Genomic DNA, 21,211 nt, shown 5'->3' on the forward strand with positions numbered 1-21,211 from the left:
GGCCGATACCGGCCCAGCCCCGTCGTAGCAGCGCACGCCACGTTATCTACTAAGAAACCAGAGGTACAAAGTAATGGCACGTAATGTCGCTATTTTCGTAGACGTCGCAAACGTCTTCTACGCAGCGAAGGCTGCAGGCGTTGACATCGATTACGTCACGCTCCTCAAGACCCTCACGGCGAACCGCGATCTTGTTCGCGCCTACGCCTACACCGGTCTCGATCCAGACAACGAGAACCAGAAGGCCTTCCACAACTTCCTTGCGCGCAACAACTACAAGGTTGTCAGCAAGGATGTTCGCAAGTACGGCGATGGTCGCTTTAAGGCGAACCTTGACATCGAACTCGTCGTTGATCTTGTGCGCCTTGCGCCAAAGCTCGACATCGCAGTCGTCATTTCGGGCGACGGTGACTTCGCACCAGCTATTCGCGCGGTGCAAGACATGGGCGTTCGCGTTGAAGTCGTAAGCTTCCGCGCAAACACCAGCAGCGACCTCGTTGAAGTTGCTGACCAGTTCATTGAGATCACCACAATCGCCAAGGTGGAGGCGGGCGCACGAAGTGGTCGCCGCGTTGCCGCAGAGGGCGAAGAGGATCTCTCCATGACAGAGGTTCCCGACAAGCAGTCCGAGGCACCAGCACGACCACGCCGCGTTGGCGCAGCGCCTGAGCGCGAACGAGTTCGCGGCGGTCGTACCGTACGCACTGCAGCACCACGCACCGCAGCACCGGTTCGCCGCTCGTCGGCAATCCGCATTGGCGACACGATGGTTGACGCTGATTCCATCGAGACACTGACGCTTGACGATCTTGGCCCAGACGATCTCGCCGCAGGCGCTGAGGCATCATCACAGAACCACGAAGGCGCAGCTGCGTTCGGTGAGGACGGCCCACGCCGTCGCCGCCGCCGCGGTGGTCGCGGACGTCGTGGTCGTGGCGGAGTTGGTGGCGATTCACTCGATGGCATTGAGACGATGACGCTGGACGACGCCGATGATGGTGCGCCAGGCGGCGTTCCTGAATACCTTGCCACTGAGCGCCGAACCGCTACAGGTCGTGGACCAGTGCGCGCTGCGCGGCAGCAGCTCGGTTCCGGCCCATCACGCATCGCCGATGAGGTTGCTCGTTCCCACAAAGACGACACGATTCGTTCGAGCGCGAGCTACAACGACGCCGATGACGGCATCAGCGATGTCTCGCCAGATGTGGCCGCGCTTTTGCAGTCCCAACTGCAGGCGACCGGACGATCGGCGAGCGAGTCGGCGGCATTCAACGGCAAAGAGGCAACAGTGAGCGGGAAGGGCCGTTCGCGTGGTGGTCGACCGGCACCGAAGGGTGCTGCGAAGCCGGCCGCGAAGGCTGCCGCTAAGCCTGCAGCACGCGGTGCCGCCAAGCCCGCCGCAAAGGTCGCTCTCGTAAAGAAGAGCACCACGCGGCCAAAGGCTAAGGGGAGCAAGGGAGCCTAACGAGATGGCGCGGGCGGTCTCAACGCCGCCTGACGCCGCTCACCCTGCGCGTCGCCCTGCACGTTTCGCAACTCGCGGTCATGACGCCGCCGCGGCGCATCTCGCCACGCTGCTCGCCGACGCACCACCGCACGCCCTGCTGATCCTTGGGCCGCGTGGTGCGGGCGCAGGCACACTCGCCCGTGACGCTGTTGCCACGCTCATGTGTGGCGAGCCAGTCGACGGCGGGCCATGTGGCGCCTGCCGAGCCTGTCGCCTGATCGCCTCAGGGAGCCACACCGACCTCGTCGTCATCTCTCCAACAGGGGCATCGGATGAGATCGGGATCGAGCCGATTCGCGCCCTCACCGCTGGCCTCGCCCTCTTCCCCGTAGAGGGCGGCCGCCGCATCGCGCTCATTGAGCGCGCCGACCGCATGAACGAAGCGGCGCAGAACGCACTCCTGAAGACCCTTGAAGAGCCACCTTCTCGCACGCATGTGATCCTGGCGGCCGCTGAAGACTCGCGCCTCATGCCAACGATTCGTAGCCGCTGTGCAGTGATTCGCCTCGGTCTTCCCGACGCGAAACAGGCGAGCGAGCTGCTTGGTGAGCGGCTTGGTGTAGATGCGCCCACAGCGGTGCGGCTTCTGCGCATGTCATCTGGTCGTCCTGGGCCACTCATTGACGCCGAGGCAACCGGTGATGCCGCCCGAGCGCACGCGCAAATTCGCCGACAAATTCTTGACTTTGCCGCAACGCAACCGCATGCACGGCTTAGCCAGCTTGGCGCACTCGTTGCCGACGCACGTGCAATTCTGGTTGCGGGCGCTGATGACGGTGACGCAGATGATGGAACCGAAAGTGATGATGGCAGTGATGACGCGCCAGTTGTCGATGCCGAGCCAAAGAAGAAGAGTCCCGCCAAGCGCAGCGCGAAGGCAACACCTGCAGAGCGCCGGGCCGCTGCAACCGCACTCCTGCGCCTCTGGCGTGGGGTGGCGCGTGATCTTGCGCTGGTGAGTGTTGGCGCTGCGGACCAGATCGCTTTTCCAGAAGATCGCGCAGAGATTGAGGATGTTGCACATCAGCTTCCACCAGCAACATGGGGAGAGGCGCTGCGCGCAATTGATAAGGCATTGAACGCCCTCCGCCGCAATGGCAACCCAGAACTTCTACTTGATGCTGCAGCGCTCAGTTGGCCAACGCTATGAGCGGCACTGCACTCACGCATCAGCAAGATTTACTCGCGCGACTCGTGGCACTCGGCGAAGAGGTAACCGATGCGCTCGATCACACCAACGTTGTCTCAACACTGGGGGAAGAAGAGTTGAGCCGAGCGATTGCTGCAATCGGTGATCGCGCACTGCCAGATGCTGCGACGAATGCACTCAAATCTCTTGCTGCAAGCATTGAGCGCGTCATTGCTGCAAACGATCCACATCGCGCCATTGATTGGATTGGCATGCAGCCGCGACTTGCGCTGACACTCCTTGCGGCAACACTGAATCCTGCGAGCATGCCAAAAGATGTCGTGCCACAAAGTAGCGGCACGACAGTAGCAGCGCGCATCCCCGCAGGGATCTCGTTTAGCGACGCGCCGCGCGATGGTCGAGCCGTGGTCTATTCCGGCATTCAAGCGGATCCAATCTTGCGACCACTTGCGGTGGCGATTGCAAACGCTACACCCGCCGAGCGGCTCATTGCCCGAGCGGTGATGAACGATCCAGAGCCAACGACAGCAGAGACAGTGGCGCTCTTCGCCGCCCTTCCATCACGTCGAACCAACACCGACCCGCTGGTCGTCGGTGCCCTAGCAATCGGTGGGAAGGCACAAGCCTCCAACGCGCAGTACCGCGGCGCAGTCGTTGAGGCAACCACCGCTGAGATGTTGCGCCGACGCCCGGTGCTCGCAAATGATGCCGACCGATTAGTTCGGCGCGAGCGACGCTTCGCCATTGATGGCGTCTCTGCTGACCCGCATCCGTTTGACGTCACCGTTGAGGCCGGCCCAGCTCCAGAGCTTTGGGACTGTAAGTGGGGGGCCCGTGGCATCGACGCCAGCCTTCTCGCCGAACTCGAAGATGCCCGAATCCGCGCCGCGGGGAACAGCGCGCGCATCGCTATCGGTGTTGTGGCGTTTGATACCGCCGCGATCGTTGCTGCGCGCCTCACTATCGTGCGGGCTCCACGCGAGAAAACACGCTTCATTACCCTCGAAACCCTCGGACGGCTGGCCGCCGGATGAGCCTGAACGAGCGACTCACCCCCGGTCTCGCCCCCGATGAGGCGCGCCTGCCAGAGCACGCCCGCTATCGCGACGAGAGTCGCTCTGTGCGCTTTGATGAATGCAATCGCGCTGGCAACATGCGCGCCGCCGCGGTGCTCCGACACGCTCAAGACCTCGCCTGGCAGCACAGCGAGACGCTCGAGTACGGACGCGCGTGGTACGAGTCGCGCGGCGTTGGCTGGGTCGTTAGGAGCATTGACCTACTCATCGATGAGCCGCCCCGTTCCAATGAGGCGATGACGGGCACCACGGCCCTGGTCGGCTTCCGTCACGTGATGGCACGACGCCGCACCCGGCTCTTCGGCACCGCTGGTCGCGTGATCGCCGATGCCACCATCGATTGGGTCATGACCGACCAGAACGGAAGACCAGTCCGCTTCCCAGCCGAGTTCGAGCCCTTCGTCACTGAAGTCGGCGCCACCTTCACCCCCGAGAAGATCCCCGCAGAAACATCCGGCGATATACCCGGTGTCACCGTGACGGTGCCACTCCGCGTCGCCGACTTCGATCCGCTTGGGCATGTGAACAACGCCGCCTGGCTTGAGATTGCCGAAGAGGCGCTCAGCGTAGTGGCACCAGCGCAACTTAACGCATCGCGTCGCCGCATTCGGCTGGAGTACCTCGGCCTTACTACTGGCACCGCCGTCCGTTGCACCGTTCGCGCCACGGCCAACGAGGCGCGCATCGACATTCACGATGAAGAGGGAACTGCGCTCGTTCGCGCACTCTTCAACGTCGTCGCGTAATCTAATCTGATGAAGTCTCGTATTACTTTCGTACTATTCGCACTCATTATCTCCCTAACGCTGATTACCCCCGCACCGGTCGGTGCAGCCACGAGCGCCGCCAAAGCGTGCAAGACCAACAACACCAAACTTGGTCTACTCACCGCACTCGATTGCGTACAAGTGATATCGGAGCACATCGGCGGCTATGAACGCAAGCTCTTCAAGCTCTGGATTGATCAAGACCGCGATGGTAAGAACACTCGTGCCGAAGTTCTGATCGCCGAGTCGCTTGTTGCTGTGCACTTCACGTCAACTGGTAAGACGGTGAGCACGGGAAAGTGGCTGAGCCTCTACGACGGCGAAACGTGGACGCGCGCCTCTGATGTTGATATCGACCATGTTGTCGCACTCGGTGAAGCGTGGCGATCAGGCGCCTGGAAGTGGTCAGCGTCTCGTCGACAAGCGTACGCGAATGATCTCGGTGTCTCCTGGACCCTGCGTGCCGTTACCGACAATGTCAATCAGGAGAAAAGTGATGACGATCCAACGAACTGGCTACCGCCACTAGAGTCAGCAAACTGCGTCTACCTGACCGATTGGGTTGCGATAAAAATTCGCTGGAACCTCAGTGTTGATGCAGAGGAGCGCCAGTCCATCCGCGACGGTTGGCTCGATGCGCGTTGCTTCGCGCTCAGCAAGCCGCCCGTGGTTACGGTGAAGATCGCGCCGTAACTATAGGCCGAGGTTCGGTCCGTCTCCACCCTTACGACCGCGACGGCGCTTCTTCTCTGGCTCCGTACCTTTGCTCGGAAGTCCAATCTCTACTGGTCTAATCGGTTTGCGCACACCACCGCGTTCACGTGCTGCGGCAACTGCGGCAGATGGGGCAAAGCCTGATGGAGTTGGCGGCATCTCTGTGCGCTGTCGTGGTGTGGGCCTATCTGGTCGGCGCACGGTGATAGATCCTTGCGGTGCGCGTCGTAGTTGGCGGACACCTTCACGTGGTTGTGCGCGGTAGGCGATCGACCAGAGAAGGCCGAGTGCCGCAGGAACATAGAAGAGCCGCTCGTCGGTGCCGCTCAGGCCCACAACGACTGCGCCAAGATTGACGGCGGCGGCGACCAGCAAAAGGGGCCGGCGCAGCAGCGGAACCGTAACGAACTCTTGTTCAGCCATAAGGAGGAGTTTACTTGGTGTGGTGCGCCCGACAGGATTCGAACCTGCGACCTTCTCCTTCGGAGGGAGACGCTCTAATCCACTGAGCTACGAGCGCGAAGGGTGGTGAGTTTATCAGGGGTCCCGCCGCGCAAATTCGAGTGAAAAATAAATGAGGCGACCCCCTTTGGCAGGAGTCGCCTCAAGCCGATCCGCTTGTGGGACGAACAAGTCAGCCCCGCCCGCAACGCTCAAAGAGCATCTATCACGTCGCCTATAGCGACTACCCTAACCCACCTACCCATGGTCTTTGAACAAGAACAGCTGAGGAAAGAATACTCCCTGGAGGGTCGGATTCCAACCCCCTGGCACACCTTGTGCCGAGGGCAAGGGTCAGGAGATTGTCACCGCCGTCATCTTGACCGGCTCCAGCGGGCGGTCGCCTGGGCCCGTGGCCCCCTTGGCGATCGCGTCGACTGTGGCCAGGCCCGAGGTGACCATGCCGAAGATCGTGTACTTCGGCGGCAGGCTGGCAAGGTCATCGAGGCAGATGAAGAACTGGCTCCCGTTCGTGTTTGGCCCCGAGTTGGCCATCGCCACCGTGCCGCGGGCGTAGCCCATCGTTACCGGCTCATCGTCGAACTTGTAGCCTGGCCCGCCCATGCCGGTTCCATCAGGGTCGCCGCCTTGGATCACGAAGCCCGGAACGACGCGGTGAAAGATCACCCCGTCGTAGAAACCCTTCTTCGCCAGGGTTACAAAGTTCTCGACGGTCTTCGGTGCCGCATCGTCAAGGAGCTCAAACTCGATGACGCCGGCGGTCGTCTCAATCTTGGCGGTTGCCATTCCATCACTCCTCTGTGGCGCAAGGCCACGTGGTCGGCTGGTGCCGACGATATGCAGAGTTTACCCGCGAACGATCAGTTGCGCGGACGTGCTAGGGCGCGGTGGGAGTAACGGTCGTCGAGAGGATCGTTGGGGGATCAATTGGGCGGTCTTCCCCGTTGCGCTCTAGCGCCGCAATCGCGTCAACGACATCCATGCCGGAGATGACCTCTCCCAGGATTGCATATGTACGAGCGCTCTCAAGTGGAACCGCCGCAGCGTCATCAAGGATCACAAAGAACTGGCTCCCCTGTGAGTCGGGCTGACTCGATCGCGCCATCGCGATCACACCACGACGGTAAGTGCCAAGGACTGGCTCATCCTTTATGAAATAACCCGGGCCGCCAGTACCGGTGCCGGTTGGATCGCCACCCTGGATGACAAATGGCGTTCCGTTTTCCATGTAGGCGATTCGATGAAAGATCACGTTGTCGTAGAAGTGGCAGATCGCCAGTGCGGTTAGGTTACTCACGGCGATTGGCGAGCTCTTCACTGCAAGCCGCACCACAAATGTGCCAAGAGATGTTTCAAACGCAATATCGTTTGATGCTTCGGCGCTGAGCGTTGCAGGCTGAGAGGTCGGACAGCCGGTTGCGTTTAATGATGGGCTTGGTGATGTGTCGGCACCACACGCGCTGAGCGTGAGCATTGCGGTAAGTGCAAGCGATACAGCGGTTGCGCGCATGTCGTTAGGAATTGGAGCGGCGAGCGGTTCGCAGAATGGTGACTGCCATCGCGGACATCAAAAGGATCTGCCCAATGACGGTCTCAATCGTAGGAATCTGCGCAAGCAATACCGCAGCGAGGATTGTTGCTGTTGGCGGCATGGCGAGTGCGCCAAGTGAGCCGGTAGTGGCACTTGTTGCGCGCACCCCTGAAACGAAGAGCGCGTAGGCGAGACACGTTGCAATGAGTGCGAGGTAGGCAAACTGCAGACCTGGAATGAGGAGATCCTTGTCGGCGAGATCAGGAAGCTTTACTCCAACAACAGTTGACACCGCTGCGAGCACGGCGAAGCCACCAGTGGCAGCGAGTGCGACAAGTTCCAGCGGATGAATGCCTGCAGCGAGTTGACGCACGAGCACGATGTATGAGGCATAGCCGACCATGCAGGCGAGCGACCAGATGATGCCCACCTGGAATGTGGCTTCTTTCCCGGGGACCGCGCCATTTGCAGCAATCACAATGGTGCCGATCGCGGCAAAAACGATTGCACCGATGATCATGCGATCGGGCCGCTCGCGGAGTAGGACGATGCTCAGCGCGGCGACTAGTACCGGCGCGAGGCAGAGTTCAATCGCCGTGGCGATACCAACCCCAGCGTTGGTCACGGCCTCAACGTAGGCGTATTGGAAGAACGCCTGAACGAGTCCGAGCCCTAACCCGAGTGCAAGCATTCGACTAGGGAGGCGGAAGGCGCCGCGACCGAGCAAGAGGCGCGCGGTGATGGCGGCGGCTGGGGCGGTGATCGCAAGGCGTACGACAACAAGCACGAGGGAGCTAAGCGTGCTCGGACCCCCATCAGCGCCAGGGAAGGCCGCCTTGAGCTGGCCAGTGACAACGCCGATCGTGCCCCAGAGGACGCCGGTGAGGATGACGGCACCGAGCCCCGCGAGGGGGCTCAGCGCGAGCGGTTCGTTGATGCGCTTTGCTGTTGCCATGCGGGGGAGTCTAAGCGAGGTGCGCAGCATGTGCGCGCTACAGCGCAGGGTCAGAGATTCTTGAGGCTTCCTCAAAATCGATCGCGCCCGAGAGGAGCGCCTCGCCCAAGATGAGGCTGGCAACCCCAGCATCGCGGAGTCGGCGCACGCCATCAAGGTCGCTCACCCCACCCGCAACGCTCAGCTCCATCCCTGGCTGACGTGCCGCAAGATTAGCGAACGCCGCGCTCTCGCTCGCGTTACCACCGTGGCTCAGCACGATGCGTGTCACCCCTGCCGCAGCGAGCTCATCGATGAGGCTCTCCGCTGTTGGGGTCGCCGAGCGCTTCCAGTTGAACGACGCGATCCGATCCGGCCGTGGATCAAAACCAACAGCGAGCCAATCACCCGCCGCGGCGATACATGCGGCGAGACGCTCCGGCTCATCAATCAGCGCGAGAGAGATCACTGCCCGCGTTGCTCCCGCTGCAAACGCAATACGAATAGCCTCAGGCGACTCTAGCCCGCCAGCAACCTGTAGTGGAGTTGCGACGAGGCTAGCAACTGCGCCAATTGATTCAATGTTGATTGGCGCCGCTGCACGAGCACCATCAAAGTCCACAAGATGAATCAGCGTTGCACCGCGATCAACGAAGTGACGCGCAATGCGCGCTGGCTGATCTGTTGGTGCGCCAACACCCGTAGCGGCGCCAGGCCAAAAGACAATGCGAGAGCGACCCTTCTCAAGATCGATAGATGGAACAATGCGCATCGGCTGCGCAGCGCTACGCGGTTTCGGTCAGTGCTGCAGCTGTCGCCGCGATCGTCTTGGTGATCTCATCATCACCAATGCCGTAGTGCGTTACCGCACGAATCTGTCCGTGCGTGTATGCAACCATTAGTACGCCACGCTTCTCAAGAGCGTCAAGGAAGCGTGTTCGCCGCGGGATGCCGCCAGTAACCTTAAAGATCACAAAATTTGTGACGACGCGAGAGGGGTCTAGCCGCTCGCCTTCTCGCTGCGCATTGTGCCCTGGCGAGATCACATCAGGCAGCGCTGCGATCTCGGTCGCCAGGCGGCGTGCATTGACGTGATCCTCGGCAAGTCGCTTCACCGTGCCCTCTGGTCCATCAGAGAGTGCGACGAGGCCGGCAGCCGCAAGCACACCCACCTGTCGCATGCCGCCGCCAAGTAACTTGCGCGCGCGTCGCGCCTTCCAGATGAATTCTTTGCTGCCAACGACAACACTGCCGATCGGTGCAGCGAGACCCTTACTAAGGCAGAAGGTCACACTGTCAGCATCAGCAACGAGCTCACGTGCAGAGACGCCGAGCCCAACAACCGCATTGAAGAGGCGCGCGCCATCGACGTGGATCGGAATGCCAGATGGCTTCAGCGCCGTGCGAAGCTCGCGCATGTAGGCGGGAGTGATGGGTCGGCTGAACGTATGGGCGTGGCAGTTCTCAACGATGACGAGCGAGGTGATGGCGCTGTGTGGGTCGGATGCGTCTTGAATCGCCTCAAGGACATCGGCGACTGGCATCTCTCCGTTGGGGTTCTCTTGGACTAGTCGAAGTCCAGCGCCAGCGACTACGGCGTAGTTAGCCGCCTCGTCGTTTGGGATATGCCCTTCGGCGGGGGTGATGATCTCGCCGCCACGTGGCACATGAGCCATCACCGAGACGAGGTTCCCCATGGTGCCTGAGGCAACGAAGAGGCCCGCCTCTTTACCGAGCAGGGCAGCGGCACGCTCCTCTAGGGCGGCGACGGTCGGATCGTCCTCAAAGACGTCGTCGCCGACCTCCGCCTCGGCCATGGCACGGCGCATCTCGGGGGTTGGGTGGGTGACCGTGTCGGAGCGCAGGTCGATGCGGCCGGCCCCGCCGCCTCGTGATGCTGCGTCTGCTCCGTATCCCATAGTCGGATCCTACCCCCTCTGGTAGGCTTCGCAGTCCTGTCGCGGACCCGTGGTGTAGCGGCCCAACATGCCAGCCTGTCACGCTGGAGATCGCCGGTTCGAATCCGGTCGGGTCCGCCAGGAAACCTGACTCCCCCTCAACTAATCGCCACTCGCCTACGATGGCGACATGCCGCGCGACATACCCGTCACCGATGGATTCCCGCCGAGCGAGCGAACGCGTGTGCGGCGACTCCCTGACCGAGGGCACTACGAGCGAGCTGACATCTACCCCGTGGTCGACGCCGCCCTCACCTGCACCATCGCCTACATCCTTGATGGCCGCCCGCACGCCACCGCCACGGCACACTGGCGCGACGGCGACCGACTCTACTGGCACGGCTCGGCGGCCAGCCGATTCTTGAAGTCGGTCGTAGGGACTGAGGTATCTGTCTCCATTCACTTGACCGACGGGATCGTCTTAGCGCGGAGCGGGTTCGACAGCTCCTTTAACTACCGCTCGGCAACGCTGTTCGGCATCTGCGAAGAGATCACCGGTGAAGAGAAAGTGGCGCAGCTTGATGCGTTCGTCGACAAGCTCGTACCTGGTCGGTCTGCGGATTTGCGCGCATCTACTGAACAAGAGCTTAAAGCCACCACCATGCTCGGCATGAAGATCACCGAGGCATCTGGAAAGATTCGCACCGGTGGCGTGCACGGCAATCCTGATGACAGCGAAGAGAAGGTGTGGGCCGGCGTACTTGGCGTTGAGACACGGTTTACCGATGTCACCCCAGATGCCGAAACCCCAGTGCTGGTGGAGGTTTCGGATAACATCCGACGGCTCCTCGGAAAATCAATTTAGCCGTGACAACGTCTGCCAAGACTCGCCAGCGCTCTATGCTCGTGACCGGAGGACTTGGTTTTATCGGCAGTGCGTTTGCTAAGCGCGCAGAGAGCGCTGGTGACCGCGTCGTTGTACTTGATGCAATCACGTATGCGGCAGATCCAACATCGCTCGCTGAGCGAAACGATATTGAGATTGTGCGAGGAAACATTACCGATACTGCGCTTGTAGCAAAACTGTTGCATCAGCATCAAATCAGTACGGTCGTTAACTTTGCCGCTGAATCCGATGTTGATCGGTCTATCTCTGATCCCGGCACCTTCATGGAGACAAACATTCTTGGCGTGTACTCGCTGCTAAACGCGTCGCTGGCGCATTTTCAGAAACTGAGCACGGACGATGCCCAGCGCTTTCGATTTGTACAGATCTCTACCGACGAAGTGTTAGGAAGCCTTGGCGAAACTGGTCACTTTACGGAAGAGAGCCCATACGATCCGCGGTCACCGTACTCAGCATCAAAAGCGGCTGCCGATCACTTGGTATCGGCATGGCACCACACGTATAATTTGCCAACAATCACAACCTACTGCACCAACAACTTCGGGCCGTATCAGTATCCCGAGAAGTTCATTCCGCATCTCGTTCACTGCGCACTCGCTGGAAAGCCCCTTCCGATCTATGGCAACGGCTCAAATGTTCGTGATTGGATCTATGTCGAAGATCATGTCAGCGGAGTGATGCAGGCGCTGGAGCGCGGCACGCCTGGAGGCCGCTATGCGTTCGGTGGCGAAAACGAACGTTCCAATCTTGCGCTTGCGCGTGAGATTTGCCAGATTCTTGACGAGGTTGCACCACGAAGCGACGGAGCGTCGTACGCATTGCAAATTGCGCTTGTGACTGATCGTCTTGGCCATGACTATCGATATGCGATTGATGGTGCGCGAGCGATGAGTGAACTTGGCTACGCCCCGCAACACCAGTTCGCCGAGGCGCTGAAAAGCACAGTGGTTTGGCATGTGGCGCGTGCCCGCGAGCAGACACACACGGCGGCTGGCTCATGAGAGGGATTGTGCTTGCTGGCGGCGGCGGAAGTCGCCTCTATCCGGCCACGAAGAGCGTCAGCAAGCAGCTCCTCGCGGTCTACGACAAGCCGATGATTTACTACCCAATCTGGACCCTGGTAACCGGTGGGATCCGCGAGATTCTGATCATTAGCACCCCACGCGACCTGCCTGCCATTGAGGCCCTCCTAGGCGACGGAGCACACCTTGGCCTGACGCTGACGTATGCCGAGCAGGCGAACCCCAGCGGCATTGCCGAGGCGTTCTTGATCGGCAAGAAGTTCATTGGAGATCAGCCGGTCACCCTCATCCTTGGTGACAACCTGTTCATTGGCAGTGCGATGGAACGTACGGTGACCGGCAACATCAGCACCTTTTCAGAGGGCGCCCAGATCTATCTGAAAGAGGTGCCTGATCCAGAGCGCTTCGGGGTCGCAGAGGTTTCCTTAGACGGCCACATCATCACGATTGCCGAGAAGCCGCACGCACCGACCTCCAACCTCGCAATCACTGGCCTCTACACGTACAGCCCTGACGTCATCTCGATTGCGGAAGGCCTACCTCGCTCTGCACGAAACGAACTCGAAATCACCGACGTCAATGCGGTGTATCTCAACGCCGGACAGTTGCGCCATGTCGTGATTCCGAGCGATGTGCAGTGGATCGATGCTGGCACCCCAGACGCACTCGTTGCCGCGTCACTTGCGGTTCAAAGAGCAGCGCGGGATCACGCAAGTGAGTTCGGCTGCGTCGAGATTGCGGCATATCGACGCGGCTATCTCGATCAAGCCGCCCTTCTCAGCATCGTCGATCAGACACCGTCGGAGGCGTACGCGCTGCGAATTCGTTCCGCAATCGAGCCTCAAGCAAAATGACTCAACCCCAACGCACCATCGTACTCGGCGCAGCTGGCCAGGTCGGCTCATCGCTGGTTCAGCAGCTTGGCGAAAACGGAATCGGCATCACTCGCGAAGACGCTGACATCACAGACAAGGCTGCGCTCTATCGAGCCCTCGAGGGGGCTGGCCCTGCAGTAGCTCTCATCAATGCAGCTGCATATACAGACGCAGAACGCGCCGAAAGCAAGCGCGATCTTGCATTCGCAGTGAATGCGGATGCAGCAAGCTGGGTTGCCGCGTGGGCTGCCGAACGTAATCTTCCGTTTGTGCACTACTCAACGGATTATGTGTTCCCCGATGGGGGTGATCATTTTTGGCGCGAAGACGATCCAACTTCACCGCTCAACGCCTACGGAGAGTCGAAGTGTGCTGGAGAGGTGGCTGTGCGCGATGCCTACCCGGATAGCGTGATCATTCGAACCTCATGGGTGTATAGCGAACAGCCAGGCAACTTTGTTCGTAAAGTGTTGCAGCTCGCCAAATCAGCGGCTCCCTTGACAATGGTTTCAGATCAAATAGGACGACCGACGTTTGCGCCCGACCTCGCTCGCGCGGCATTAAGGATCACACAAGACGCCGCGCTCAGGTTACACATTCATGGTGGGGTGTTGCATCTTGCAAGCGGATCGGCTGTGAGTAGATCAGATTTTGCGCGGGCAATCATCGATGTTGCTGTGGCCGAGGGAGTGCTCAGCCAGGCGGTTTCGGTTGTCGACACTACGTCGGATCGGTATGTCACGGCGGCGCGTCGGCCGCTTCACTGTGTGCTCGATATCTCTCAAGCAGAAACCCTGGGCGTGCATCTTGACCCGTGGCAAGCATCGCTTCCAATTGCGGTAAGGGCAGCGCGCCAGTGAGAGTCGAGGCCATGCACATTCCAGAGGTGCTGCTGTTCAAACGGGACCGCTTTGCCGATTCGCGAGGCTGGTTCACCGAGCTGTACAACGAGGCCAGCCTAGAGGCCGCTGGGTTTACTGTGCGATTCGTGCAGGACAACCTGTCGCACTCTGCGCCTGGAGTTTTGCGTGGCCTGCACTTCCAGCGAGATCCCGAACAGGGGAAGCTCGTTACGTGTCTCTCTGGTCGCATTTTCGACGTGGCTGCGGATATTCGGCCAGCCTCCCCAACCTTCGGACAGCATGTCGCCGTTGAGCTGAGGGGGGATGGAGGTGAGTCACTCTGGGTCCCCCCAGGCTTTGCTCATGGGTTCGCTGTGCTTGGAGACGAACCAGCGCTCGTCAGCTACAAAGTAGATCAACCCCGCTCCGCTACCGGCGAGCGGGGCATTATCTGGAGCGATCCCACCCTGGCAATTCCTTGGCCCATTGAGCTTCCGCACCTCTCCGATCGCGACCAGGCGATGCCGACCCTTGCCGAAAACTTGAGCACCGACCGCTGAGACCCGTGGGCGTAGCAGAACCTCACGAGCCGTGGCAGCCCCGCATCGTGGGAGTTGCACTCGCGGCGTATCAGCCGAATCCTGTGTGGCTTGCTGAGCAGCTCGCGTCGATTGCTGCACAAACCCATACAGAGTGGATCTGCATGATCACACTCGACTCCTCACTCGAGGAGATTCGCTCAGCACCTGATCTGATCCCATTCATGCACGACAAAAGATTCACATGGGTAGAGAACCCCGAGCGCCTCGGCCTGCGATCCAACTTTCAAAAGGCAACGCAACTCCTACTCAAGAGCGATATCGATCTCATTGCATTCTCCGATCAGGATGATGTTTGGCTCCCCCAAAAGCTCGAAGAAAGCGTCGCCGCCATAAGGGCGCGTGGACCGCTCTCCATGGTCTATTGCGATGCGTACCTTCTGGTCGACGGTGTGACACGCCCGGAGCGGTTGCATGAGTATTCCATCAGGACGCGTGGCGATATGAGCATTGCGGAACGGATCATCCAGCCTCAAGTGAGCGGCTTTTGCGAAGTGTTCGACGCAACGCTGGCAAGGCTGCACCCAACGATCCCGATCGAATCTCCCGATCACGACCACTGGTATTCACTCGTTGCAGCCGCCTCCGGCGGAGTGCACCGAATTGACAAGCCGTTGGCTCTCTATCGACAACATGCGGGAAACACCATCGGCATCACCGCGGTACGTGCAACACAGGGCTGGGGTACGGCGCCGCAGCTTACGCGGTACTCAGCGTTGCGAGAAAATGCTCTTCTGCGCGCTGGCATTGCCCGAAGAGTTGGAAAAGAACTACCTGTGTCGCGCGGAGCAGCCTGGCTCTATCAGCATCCTGCTGGATGGCTGTTGGTCCTCATTGGGGTTCTGGGGAGACGCCTCTTCTCGGATCAAGTGCTCGCGGCAAATGCGTACCGCAAGGCATGGGGCCTCCTCTTGCCAGCATCATCGCAGCGCGAGTTCGTTCAACGAGTGCGCAAACGCCTCCCCACGCAAACCAAGATCCTTCGGATGGCCTTTGCGGTCGTGGCGGTGTTCCTGGCGGCCTTCATCCTGGTGGCTGCGCAGGTGGGTTCATTCTCTAGCACAACGATTGCAACGGTCGTGTTCGCGTGCCTACTTGTTGTCAGCCAAGTGATTACGGGACTGCGTTACCTGCAACATCAGATGCCACTCACACCTGTGCTACTTGTTGGGATCGGCGCACTCAGTGGACTGCTGGCGCAGTTCTTCGGAGCAGGAGTGTGGTTGGCGTCGGTGGCCTCACTGCTGCCGATCTTTGCGAATGGTATGTATCGTTTGCGCTGGGCCCTACGCCCGTAGTTCGGTAAATCAGCCCCCAGCGATCTGCTCGCCGCCGTCGATGGTGATCATGTTTCCAGTGACCCAGCTCATGCCTGGCGCCGATAGGGCAACAATCGCGTGACCAACATCATCGGGCGTAGTGAGTCGCTTCCCTGGATGCTTCTTCATCACTACATCGATCCAGTCTTGGCTTCCTGGAATCTTCCGCAGTGCTGGGGTATCGACAACGCCAGGCCGAAGTGCCGTGACGGTGGCACCCGGTACGAGTCGCGCAAGCTCGAGCGCAAGTTGACGGCAGTGCGCCTCGACCGCGGCCTTTGCTGCAGAGACGGCGCCATACATTGGGACCGCCTTTGATGCGCCTTCTGACGAGGTGGCGAAGATGCGCGTGGTGCTGCCAATCAAGCCCGCTGCATACAGGTCCTGTGTCCAGTAGACGAGGGAGTGCGCCATCACGTCGGAGGTCATATCCATCTGCTTGCGGGTGATGAGCGGCGTCTCGCCGTCGGGGAGGAAGGGCTGCAGGCTGCCGAATGCCAGTGAGTGCACGGCGATCCCAAGTTGGGGGGTGAGCCCGGCGGCGCGGGCCGCGGCAAACTTCTCACTGAGCTGGGCAATGACCTCGCCGCGCTTCTCGTCGTCGGCGGCATTGCCGCGGATATAGAGGGCTTCGACGCCGGTCGCCTTCACGGCGGCGATCGCCGCATCGAGCTTCTCGCCTCGGGAGCGGCCCAAGTAGACGCCGCAGATGTTGTATCCAGCTTCGGCCGCCAGGCGTGCGGTGGCCTCGCCGATGCCGCTGGAGGCGCCCAGGATCAGCGCCCAGCGCTGGACCTTTGGATCTGTTGCTCCCATCAGGCACCTCCCTCGTGCGGCGCAATGCGCCGCGTGGGTTCAGGGTAGCCGACCCACTCCGCCCTGTGCGCGTACGATCTGGTCATGGATAACAACGGACGATTGATTCTGATGGCGGTACACGCCCACCCCGACGACGAGACGATCAGCATGGGCGGCACCCTCGCGGCCTACGCCGCCACCCACAGCGCCACCACCGATACCTATGTGGTGACCGGCACCCGCGGTGAGCTCGGTGAGATCGTTATTCCGGAGTGGGACACCCCCGAAGCGCACGAACGCCTTGGCGAAACCCGCATGGGTGAAATCGCCGCTGCAATGGCGGCGCTCGGCGTCACGCACTTTGAGAACCTGGGCTTCCGCGATTCCGGCATGGTCGGCGATGCAGGGAACGAAGACCCACGCTCCTATCACCAACACAGCACGACCGATCTCGACGGCACAGCCGAGCACCTCGTGCGCATCATTCGACGCGTGCAGCCCGACGTGATCGCCACCTATGACGACTTTGGTGGCTACGGCCACCCTGACCACATTGCCGCCGCGCGCGTTGCGCGTCGTGCATGGGAGGTTGCTGGCGATCCAACATGGCGGCCCGAAGCGGGACCGGCATGGACGCCAAAGAAACTCTACGAAGTGCGAACGCCAGATTCACAGCGCGACAAGGTGCTTGCGCTACTAGAGTCGCGTGGCATTGAGTCATGGTGGAGTGTGCCGAAGGAGGCAACGCCAGAAGAGCTTGAGCAGTGGCATCAGTGGCGTGCCGCAATGGCGTGTCCCGACGAACTGATCACCACGCGTATTAACATCACCAACCATCTCGCCGCAAAACGCCGCGCGATTCAGGCGCACGCTACACAGATCAAGAGTGATGGCCCGCTGCTCGTGCTAACGGAGCAGGACTACATTGACCTTGGTGCCGTTGAGCAGTATCGACTCATTGGGAACCGCCTGAAGGATTCGCCAGCACTTCCAGAGTCAGATTTGTTCGCAGGACTGCGCTAGCGACGCGTTAGATCTTTGCTGCGCCTCGTGCGGCGTAGGGGCGAGATCGCATTGAGGTAAAGGCGAGGGCGAGCAAGAAGAGCAGCGTCTCTAAGATCACGATTGCCGCCCCTGACGCAATGTCGAGGGAATAGCTCACATACAACCCAACGACTGCGGAGAAAACACCAATGATCGCTGCGATTCGAATCATTGCGGTAAATCGCTTCACGAGCAGCTGTGCGGTTGCTGCGGGTGTCGTAATCATCGCCACCACCAACACAATGCCAACCGCTTGCAGGCTGATCACAATCGTGACGGCGATGAGGATCAGCAGCAGGTCATCAAGTCGTCGCACTGGTAGACCTGCGGCGCCAGCACCGAGCGGATCGAAGGTGCTGAAGAGCAACTCCTTCCACAAGAGGCGCAGCACAAGTAGCAGACCAAACACAAGCAGGGTGAGCGCTAGCAGGTCGCCAACGCTAATGCCGAGCACATCGCCGAAGAGGAAGTGAAAGAGGTCACCAACATAATTTGGGATTGAAGAGAAGATCGCAACGCCAAGCGCGAACATGCCGGCGAAGAGAACACCAATGATGGCGTCGGATCGAAGCCCAGAGCGGCGCGTGATTGCACCAATGCCGAGCGCAGTGCCGATGGCCGCAATCGCACCTCCCAGGATGATCGGCGCCCCAATCAGGTAGGCGATCACGATGCCAGGGAAGGCGGCGTGGCTGACGGCGTCGCCGATGAAGCTCATCCCCTTGAGTACGACGAACGATCCAACGATGGCACAGGCGACACCAACGAGCGCACTCGCGATTAGGGCGCGAACAAAGAAGTCGTAGCCGAGCGGCGTAAGGAGAATATCGAGCGGGTTCATTCGTGGCCCTCATGTGCGCCGTGGGAGTGGTGTGGGTCATCGAGTAGCACCACACCACCGCCGGCGAGTGGCACGAGGTGGCCGCCATAGGTCTTCTCTAGAACCCCCTGATCGAGTACAAGTTGTGCTGGGCCGTGGGCAACGACGCGACCAGCGAGGGCGACCACATCGTGGAAGCGCTGCGCGGCGCAGGCAAGATCATGCGTGGTGGCAACGACCGTGCGACCGCGCGCCGCCTCGGCGTCCAGGATGTTCATGATCTTCTCCTGCGTCGTGGGGTCAACGCCCGTGACAGGCTCGTCGAGGAGATAGATCTCTGGATCGGCGGCGATCGCACGTGCCAAGAAGACCCTGCGACGCTGACCACCCGAGAGTTCGCCGATCTGGCGCTGTGCAAGATCAGCCATATCAACACGCGCGAGCGCATCTGCGACTGCGGCATGATCGGCGGCGCCGGGTCGGCCGAGCGGTCCGAGTGCTGGCGTACGACCCATCATCACCACCTCGCCGACTGAGACAGGGAAGCTCCAATCAACCTGCTCGGCCTGCGGCACATACGCCACACGCTTCGCGTGCAGGCCAACGGCTGATCCAAGTACTTGCACGCTGCCACTCCACGGCTGCATCAACCCAGCGATGCACTTGAGCAGCGTCGACTTCCCTCCACCATTCGGGCCGAAGATCGCCGTGAGCGAGCCTGGCGCAAGGCTGAGCGAGACGTCGCTGATCGCCGCACGGCTGCCGTACCCGGCGGTGACGCTAACAAGATCAATCGCGTTTGTCTGGCTATTCATTGCCACATGTTCTCATCGCCGCATCGATGCTGCGATCGCTGTCGCATTTGCGCGCATCGCGCTGAGGTATGTGTCGCCAGGGGCGGCACCAAGTGCGTCTGAATAGAGATCAGCCAGCACCGTTGCACCCGTTTCTGCCGCGATGCTTGTCAGCACCTTGGAGGGGAACTGCACCTCGCTGAACACTGTCGTCACTCCTGACGCTCGAATCGCGTCGATGAGCGCGGCGATCTCACGAGCACTCGGATCTTGACCCGGCGATGCAATCGCAACACCAACAATCGTGATGTTGTATGCCCGAGCGTAATAGCCAAATGCGTCATGAAAGGTGACGATCTTGCGATTTACCTCAGGAATTTCTGAGAATAGGGTGCGCACTGCAGTATCAAGATCGTGAAGCGCCGCAAAACTCTTTGCTGATGCTGAACGAATATTAGCGGTGAGTTCTGGTCGATCTTGAACAGCGCGATCTGCAACGCGCTGTACATAGAGTGCTGCCCCAGTTGGATCAAGCCACAAATGCGGGTCGTACGAGCGTGCCGCTCCTGAATCCATTGGCGCCAGATAGATCCAACCATCTGACGCATCCAGTCCCTCTCCGAGGCGCAGCAGATCGCTACTACTCTTGTGCGCAGCTTCGATCAACGGGACAACCCACTCATCAAGACCCAAGCCATTCATGATGATGAGATCAGCAGTGGCGATTTTTGCCGCATCGGATGGCGACGGCTCAAAGGTGTGCACATCAATCCCAGCCGGAACAATGGAATCAATCTGCACTGAATCACCGAGTGCGAGCCGCGCAAGATCGGCGAAGACGCTCGTTGTTGCAATCACGCGGTAACCCGATGTTGAAGCTGTTGGTGAGCCACTTGAGCCACTACATGCTGCGCTGCCAAAGAGCAGCGCAGCGAGGATTGCAATTAAGCGCCGGCTCATTGGCGCGGCTCCACGTTTTGGCAGCGCGGGCAGCGACCGAAGAGTTCAAGTCGATGCGACTGAATCTCAAACCCAGAGCGCCGGGCCGCCTCGGCGGTGACGGCGTCGATGCCGCAATCATCAACCTCGGAGATTGCGCCACACGAGACGCAGACGAGGTGGTGGTGGTGCGACGGCTCGCACGGGACGTAGGCGTGTCGGCCATCGGGGAGGTCAACCCGTTCGACGAGGTTCTGGTCGGCGAGGAGTTCGAGGAGACGGAAGACGGTGGCACGTCCGATGCTGAGGCTGCGCTTCTCGGCGTCGGCGAGGAGGTCAGCGGCGGTGAAGTGCCCCTGCCGCCGTGCGATGAGGGCGGCGAGATCGCGGCGCTGTCCGGTAAGGCGAACCCCCGCTTGGTCAAGCGCCTCGAGCAACTCTCGCACCATAGAAGCAGCCTACCAGAGTTGAGACTAAGTCTCAATATGAGGCAGGGAGCATGAAGCGAGGCTCGTTCAGCCCCCGCGGGTATGATTCAGGCATGAGCATCATCAGGAACGCACTCGGGATTGGCGCTGCCGTCCTTTCAGTGGGGCTCGTCGTGCTCCTCCTCTCGGGCTCCTTCAGCGGCAAGCCGACTGCAAGCGACTCCTTCACCCCCGTTGCGCCGGTCTTTACCCCAGCCGCTGAATTCAGCATGGGTCGGGGCATTGGCGCCGTCGACGCCCCAGTCACCCTCGAGGTGTGGACCGACTTCCAGTGCCCAGTCTGTGGCGTATGGGCCAACGGCAGTGAACCACTCCTCTACGAGAAGTACATCAGTGACGGAAAGCTGCGTATCGAGCATCACTTCTTCGCCTTCCTAGGTGAAGAGTCATTCACCGCCGCGGTTGGCGCGGTGTGCGCCGATAAGCAGAACAAGTTCTGGTCGTACCACTCGTACCTCTTTGCAAATCAGCACGGTGAGAACGAAGGCGGCTTTAGCGCGCCTCGACTCCGTATCCTTGCTGGCGCCGCAGGTCTCGACCTCACAGCCTGGGACAGCTGCATTACCGACACCACGATTCGCGCCGATGTTGAGGCGGAGAGCGCAGCGGCTCGTGCCGCCGGCGTAAGCGGCACACCAACGCTGAAGCTTGGCGACTGGATGCAGGCAGGCATCCCAAAAGAGGCTGATATCTACAAGCGCATTGACGACGCCCTCAAGCAGTAA

24 protein-coding genes and 2 tRNA genes are annotated in these 21,211 nt (G+C 60.5%); 14 read left to right on the top strand and 12 right to left on the bottom strand.

Annotated elements, in window-relative coordinates:
* The first annotated feature begins 73 nt into the window (after window positions 1–73).
* Genes AC3LCN_RS04245 through AC3LCN_RS04265 form a run of 5 tightly spaced genes read left to right on the top strand, consistent with a single transcriptional unit; the run spans window position 74 to window position 5,193 of the window.
* A complete protein-coding gene (locus AC3LCN_RS04245; RefSeq protein WP_488648847.1) occupies window positions 74–1,465 on the top strand; it encodes a LabA-like NYN domain-containing protein in 1,392 nt (463 codons plus the stop codon).
* Between the two features lie 4 nt (window positions 1,466–1,469).
* On the top strand, window positions 1,470–2,657 hold the full coding sequence (locus AC3LCN_RS04250; protein WP_488648848.1) for a DNA polymerase III subunit: 1,188 nt from the start codon (window positions 1,470–1,472) through the stop codon (window positions 2,655–2,657).
* The gene (locus AC3LCN_RS04255; RefSeq protein ID WP_488648849.1) at window positions 2,654–3,691 is read left to right on the top strand and encodes a hypothetical protein; all 1,038 of its coding nucleotides are present in this window, start codon (window positions 2,654–2,656) and stop codon (window positions 3,689–3,691) included. The genes AC3LCN_RS04250 and AC3LCN_RS04255 overlap by 4 nt, the downstream gene beginning before the upstream one ends.
* On the top strand, window positions 3,688–4,479 hold the full coding sequence (locus tag AC3LCN_RS04260; protein ID WP_488648850.1) for an acyl-[acyl-carrier-protein] thioesterase: 792 nt from the start codon (window positions 3,688–3,690) through the stop codon (window positions 4,477–4,479). Before AC3LCN_RS04255 ends, AC3LCN_RS04260 begins: the two co-directional genes overlap by 4 nt.
* Before the next feature lie 9 nt (window positions 4,480–4,488).
* On the top strand, window positions 4,489–5,193 hold the full coding sequence (locus AC3LCN_RS04265; protein ID WP_488648851.1) for an HNH endonuclease family protein: 705 nt from the start codon (window positions 4,489–4,491) through the stop codon (window positions 5,191–5,193).
* Here AC3LCN_RS04265 and AC3LCN_RS04270 read toward each other — a convergent pair whose 3' ends face one another.
* The 7 genes from AC3LCN_RS04270 to AC3LCN_RS04300 all read right to left on the bottom strand — a co-directional run bounded on the left by AC3LCN_RS04270 (window position 5,194) and on the right by AC3LCN_RS04300 (window position 10,060).
* Entirely contained in the window at window positions 5,194–5,637 is a 444-nt protein-coding gene (locus AC3LCN_RS04270) for a hypothetical protein (protein ID WP_488648852.1), read from the bottom strand.
* 20 nt (window positions 5,638–5,657) lie between these two features.
* Window positions 5,658–5,734 (bottom strand) — tRNA-Arg (locus tag AC3LCN_RS04275).
* Between the two features lie 275 nt (window positions 5,735–6,009).
* Window positions 6,010–6,462, bottom strand: coding sequence for a peptidylprolyl isomerase (locus AC3LCN_RS04280; RefSeq protein WP_488648853.1), 453 nt, complete (start codon window positions 6,460–6,462; stop codon window positions 6,010–6,012).
* Window positions 6,463–6,553: 91 nt separating this feature from the next.
* Complete coding sequence (locus AC3LCN_RS04285) at window positions 6,554–7,186, bottom strand: peptidylprolyl isomerase (protein ID WP_488648854.1); 633 nt, start codon at window positions 7,184–7,186, stop codon at window positions 6,554–6,556.
* Window positions 7,187–7,190: 4 nt separating this feature from the next.
* Window positions 7,191–8,162: a DMT family transporter gene (locus AC3LCN_RS04290; protein ID WP_488648855.1), complete on the bottom strand. Its 972-nt coding sequence runs from the start codon at window positions 8,160–8,162 to the stop codon at window positions 7,191–7,193.
* Between the two features lie 37 nt (window positions 8,163–8,199).
* Window positions 8,200–8,913, bottom strand: coding sequence for a 1-(5-phosphoribosyl)-5-[(5-phosphoribosylamino)methylideneamino]imidazole-4-carboxamide isomerase (locus AC3LCN_RS04295; RefSeq protein ID WP_488648856.1), 714 nt, complete (start codon window positions 8,911–8,913; stop codon window positions 8,200–8,202).
* 13 nt (window positions 8,914–8,926) lie between these two features.
* Window positions 8,927–10,060, bottom strand: a complete 1,134-nt coding sequence (locus AC3LCN_RS04300; protein WP_488648857.1) for a GntG family PLP-dependent aldolase — start codon at window positions 10,058–10,060, stop codon at window positions 8,927–8,929.
* A gap of 43 nt (window positions 10,061–10,103) precedes the next feature.
* On the opposite strand from AC3LCN_RS04300, the gene AC3LCN_RS04305 reads away from it, so the two are divergent.
* The 7 genes from AC3LCN_RS04305 to AC3LCN_RS04335 all read left to right on the top strand — a co-directional run bounded on the left by AC3LCN_RS04305 (window position 10,104) and on the right by AC3LCN_RS04335 (window position 15,582).
* Window positions 10,104–10,180 (top strand) — tRNA-Asp (locus tag AC3LCN_RS04305).
* A gap of 49 nt (window positions 10,181–10,229) precedes the next feature.
* Window positions 10,230–10,904, top strand: coding sequence for a pyridoxamine 5'-phosphate oxidase family protein (locus tag AC3LCN_RS04310; protein ID WP_488648858.1), 675 nt, complete (start codon window positions 10,230–10,232; stop codon window positions 10,902–10,904).
* A 35-nt stretch (window positions 10,905–10,939) separates the two neighbouring features.
* Window positions 10,940–11,947 (top strand): dTDP-glucose 4,6-dehydratase, encoded by a 1,008-nt coding sequence (rfbB, locus tag AC3LCN_RS04315; RefSeq protein WP_488648859.1) that lies wholly within the window; start codon window positions 10,940–10,942, stop codon window positions 11,945–11,947.
* A complete protein-coding gene (locus tag AC3LCN_RS04320) occupies window positions 11,944–12,822 on the top strand; it encodes a sugar nucleotidyltransferase (RefSeq protein ID WP_488648860.1) in 879 nt (292 codons plus the stop codon). Before rfbB ends, AC3LCN_RS04320 begins: the two co-directional genes overlap by 4 nt.
* The gene (rfbD, locus tag AC3LCN_RS04325; RefSeq protein WP_488648861.1) at window positions 12,819–13,703 is read left to right on the top strand and encodes a dTDP-4-dehydrorhamnose reductase; all 885 of its coding nucleotides are present in this window, start codon (window positions 12,819–12,821) and stop codon (window positions 13,701–13,703) included. Before AC3LCN_RS04320 ends, rfbD begins: the two co-directional genes overlap by 4 nt.
* The gene (rfbC, locus tag AC3LCN_RS04330) at window positions 13,700–14,245 is read left to right on the top strand and encodes a dTDP-4-dehydrorhamnose 3,5-epimerase (RefSeq protein ID WP_488648862.1); all 546 of its coding nucleotides are present in this window, start codon (window positions 13,700–13,702) and stop codon (window positions 14,243–14,245) included. Before rfbD ends, rfbC begins: the two co-directional genes overlap by 4 nt.
* Window positions 14,246–14,292: 47 nt before the next feature.
* Window positions 14,293–15,582 (top strand): glycosyltransferase, encoded by a 1,290-nt coding sequence (locus AC3LCN_RS04335; RefSeq protein ID WP_488648863.1) that lies wholly within the window; start codon window positions 14,293–14,295, stop codon window positions 15,580–15,582.
* Between the two features lie 9 nt (window positions 15,583–15,591).
* On the opposite strand, the gene AC3LCN_RS04340 is transcribed toward AC3LCN_RS04335, so the two are convergent.
* Entirely contained in the window at window positions 15,592–16,419 is an 828-nt protein-coding gene (locus AC3LCN_RS04340) for an SDR family NAD(P)-dependent oxidoreductase (protein ID WP_488648864.1), read from the bottom strand.
* Between the two features lie 84 nt (window positions 16,420–16,503).
* Here AC3LCN_RS04340 and AC3LCN_RS04345 point away from each other — a divergent pair, with 84 nt between their 5' ends.
* The gene (locus AC3LCN_RS04345; protein ID WP_488648865.1) at window positions 16,504–17,424 is read left to right on the top strand and encodes a PIG-L family deacetylase; all 921 of its coding nucleotides are present in this window, start codon (window positions 16,504–16,506) and stop codon (window positions 17,422–17,424) included.
* A 7-nt stretch (window positions 17,425–17,431) separates the two neighbouring features.
* Here AC3LCN_RS04345 and AC3LCN_RS04350 read toward each other — a convergent pair whose 3' ends face one another.
* The 4 genes from AC3LCN_RS04350 to AC3LCN_RS04365 are packed head-to-tail and all read right to left on the bottom strand — an operon-like array spanning window position 17,432 to window position 20,447.
* On the bottom strand, window positions 17,432–18,286 hold the full coding sequence (locus AC3LCN_RS04350) for a metal ABC transporter permease (protein ID WP_488648866.1): 855 nt from the start codon (window positions 18,284–18,286) through the stop codon (window positions 17,432–17,434).
* Window positions 18,283–19,080 (bottom strand): metal ABC transporter ATP-binding protein, encoded by a 798-nt coding sequence (locus tag AC3LCN_RS04355; RefSeq protein WP_488648867.1) that lies wholly within the window; start codon window positions 19,078–19,080, stop codon window positions 18,283–18,285. The genes AC3LCN_RS04350 and AC3LCN_RS04355 overlap by 4 nt, the downstream gene beginning before the upstream one ends.
* Window positions 19,081–19,092: 12 nt before the next feature.
* The gene (locus tag AC3LCN_RS04360) at window positions 19,093–20,019 is read right to left on the bottom strand and encodes a metal ABC transporter substrate-binding protein (RefSeq protein ID WP_488648868.1); all 927 of its coding nucleotides are present in this window, start codon (window positions 20,017–20,019) and stop codon (window positions 19,093–19,095) included.
* Window positions 20,016–20,447: a Fur family transcriptional regulator gene (locus AC3LCN_RS04365; protein ID WP_488648869.1), complete on the bottom strand. Its 432-nt coding sequence runs from the start codon at window positions 20,445–20,447 to the stop codon at window positions 20,016–20,018. Before AC3LCN_RS04365 ends, AC3LCN_RS04360 begins: the two co-directional genes overlap by 4 nt.
* A gap of 92 nt (window positions 20,448–20,539) precedes the next feature.
* Here AC3LCN_RS04365 and AC3LCN_RS04370 point away from each other — a divergent pair, with 92 nt between their 5' ends.
* Complete coding sequence (locus tag AC3LCN_RS04370; RefSeq protein WP_488648870.1) at window positions 20,540–21,211, top strand: DsbA family protein; 672 nt, start codon at window positions 20,540–20,542, stop codon at window positions 21,209–21,211.

This window comes from Candidatus Limnocylindrus sp. (assembly GCF_040397215.1).
Lineage (GTDB): Bacteria > Chloroflexota > Limnocylindria > Limnocylindrales > Limnocylindraceae > Limnocylindrus.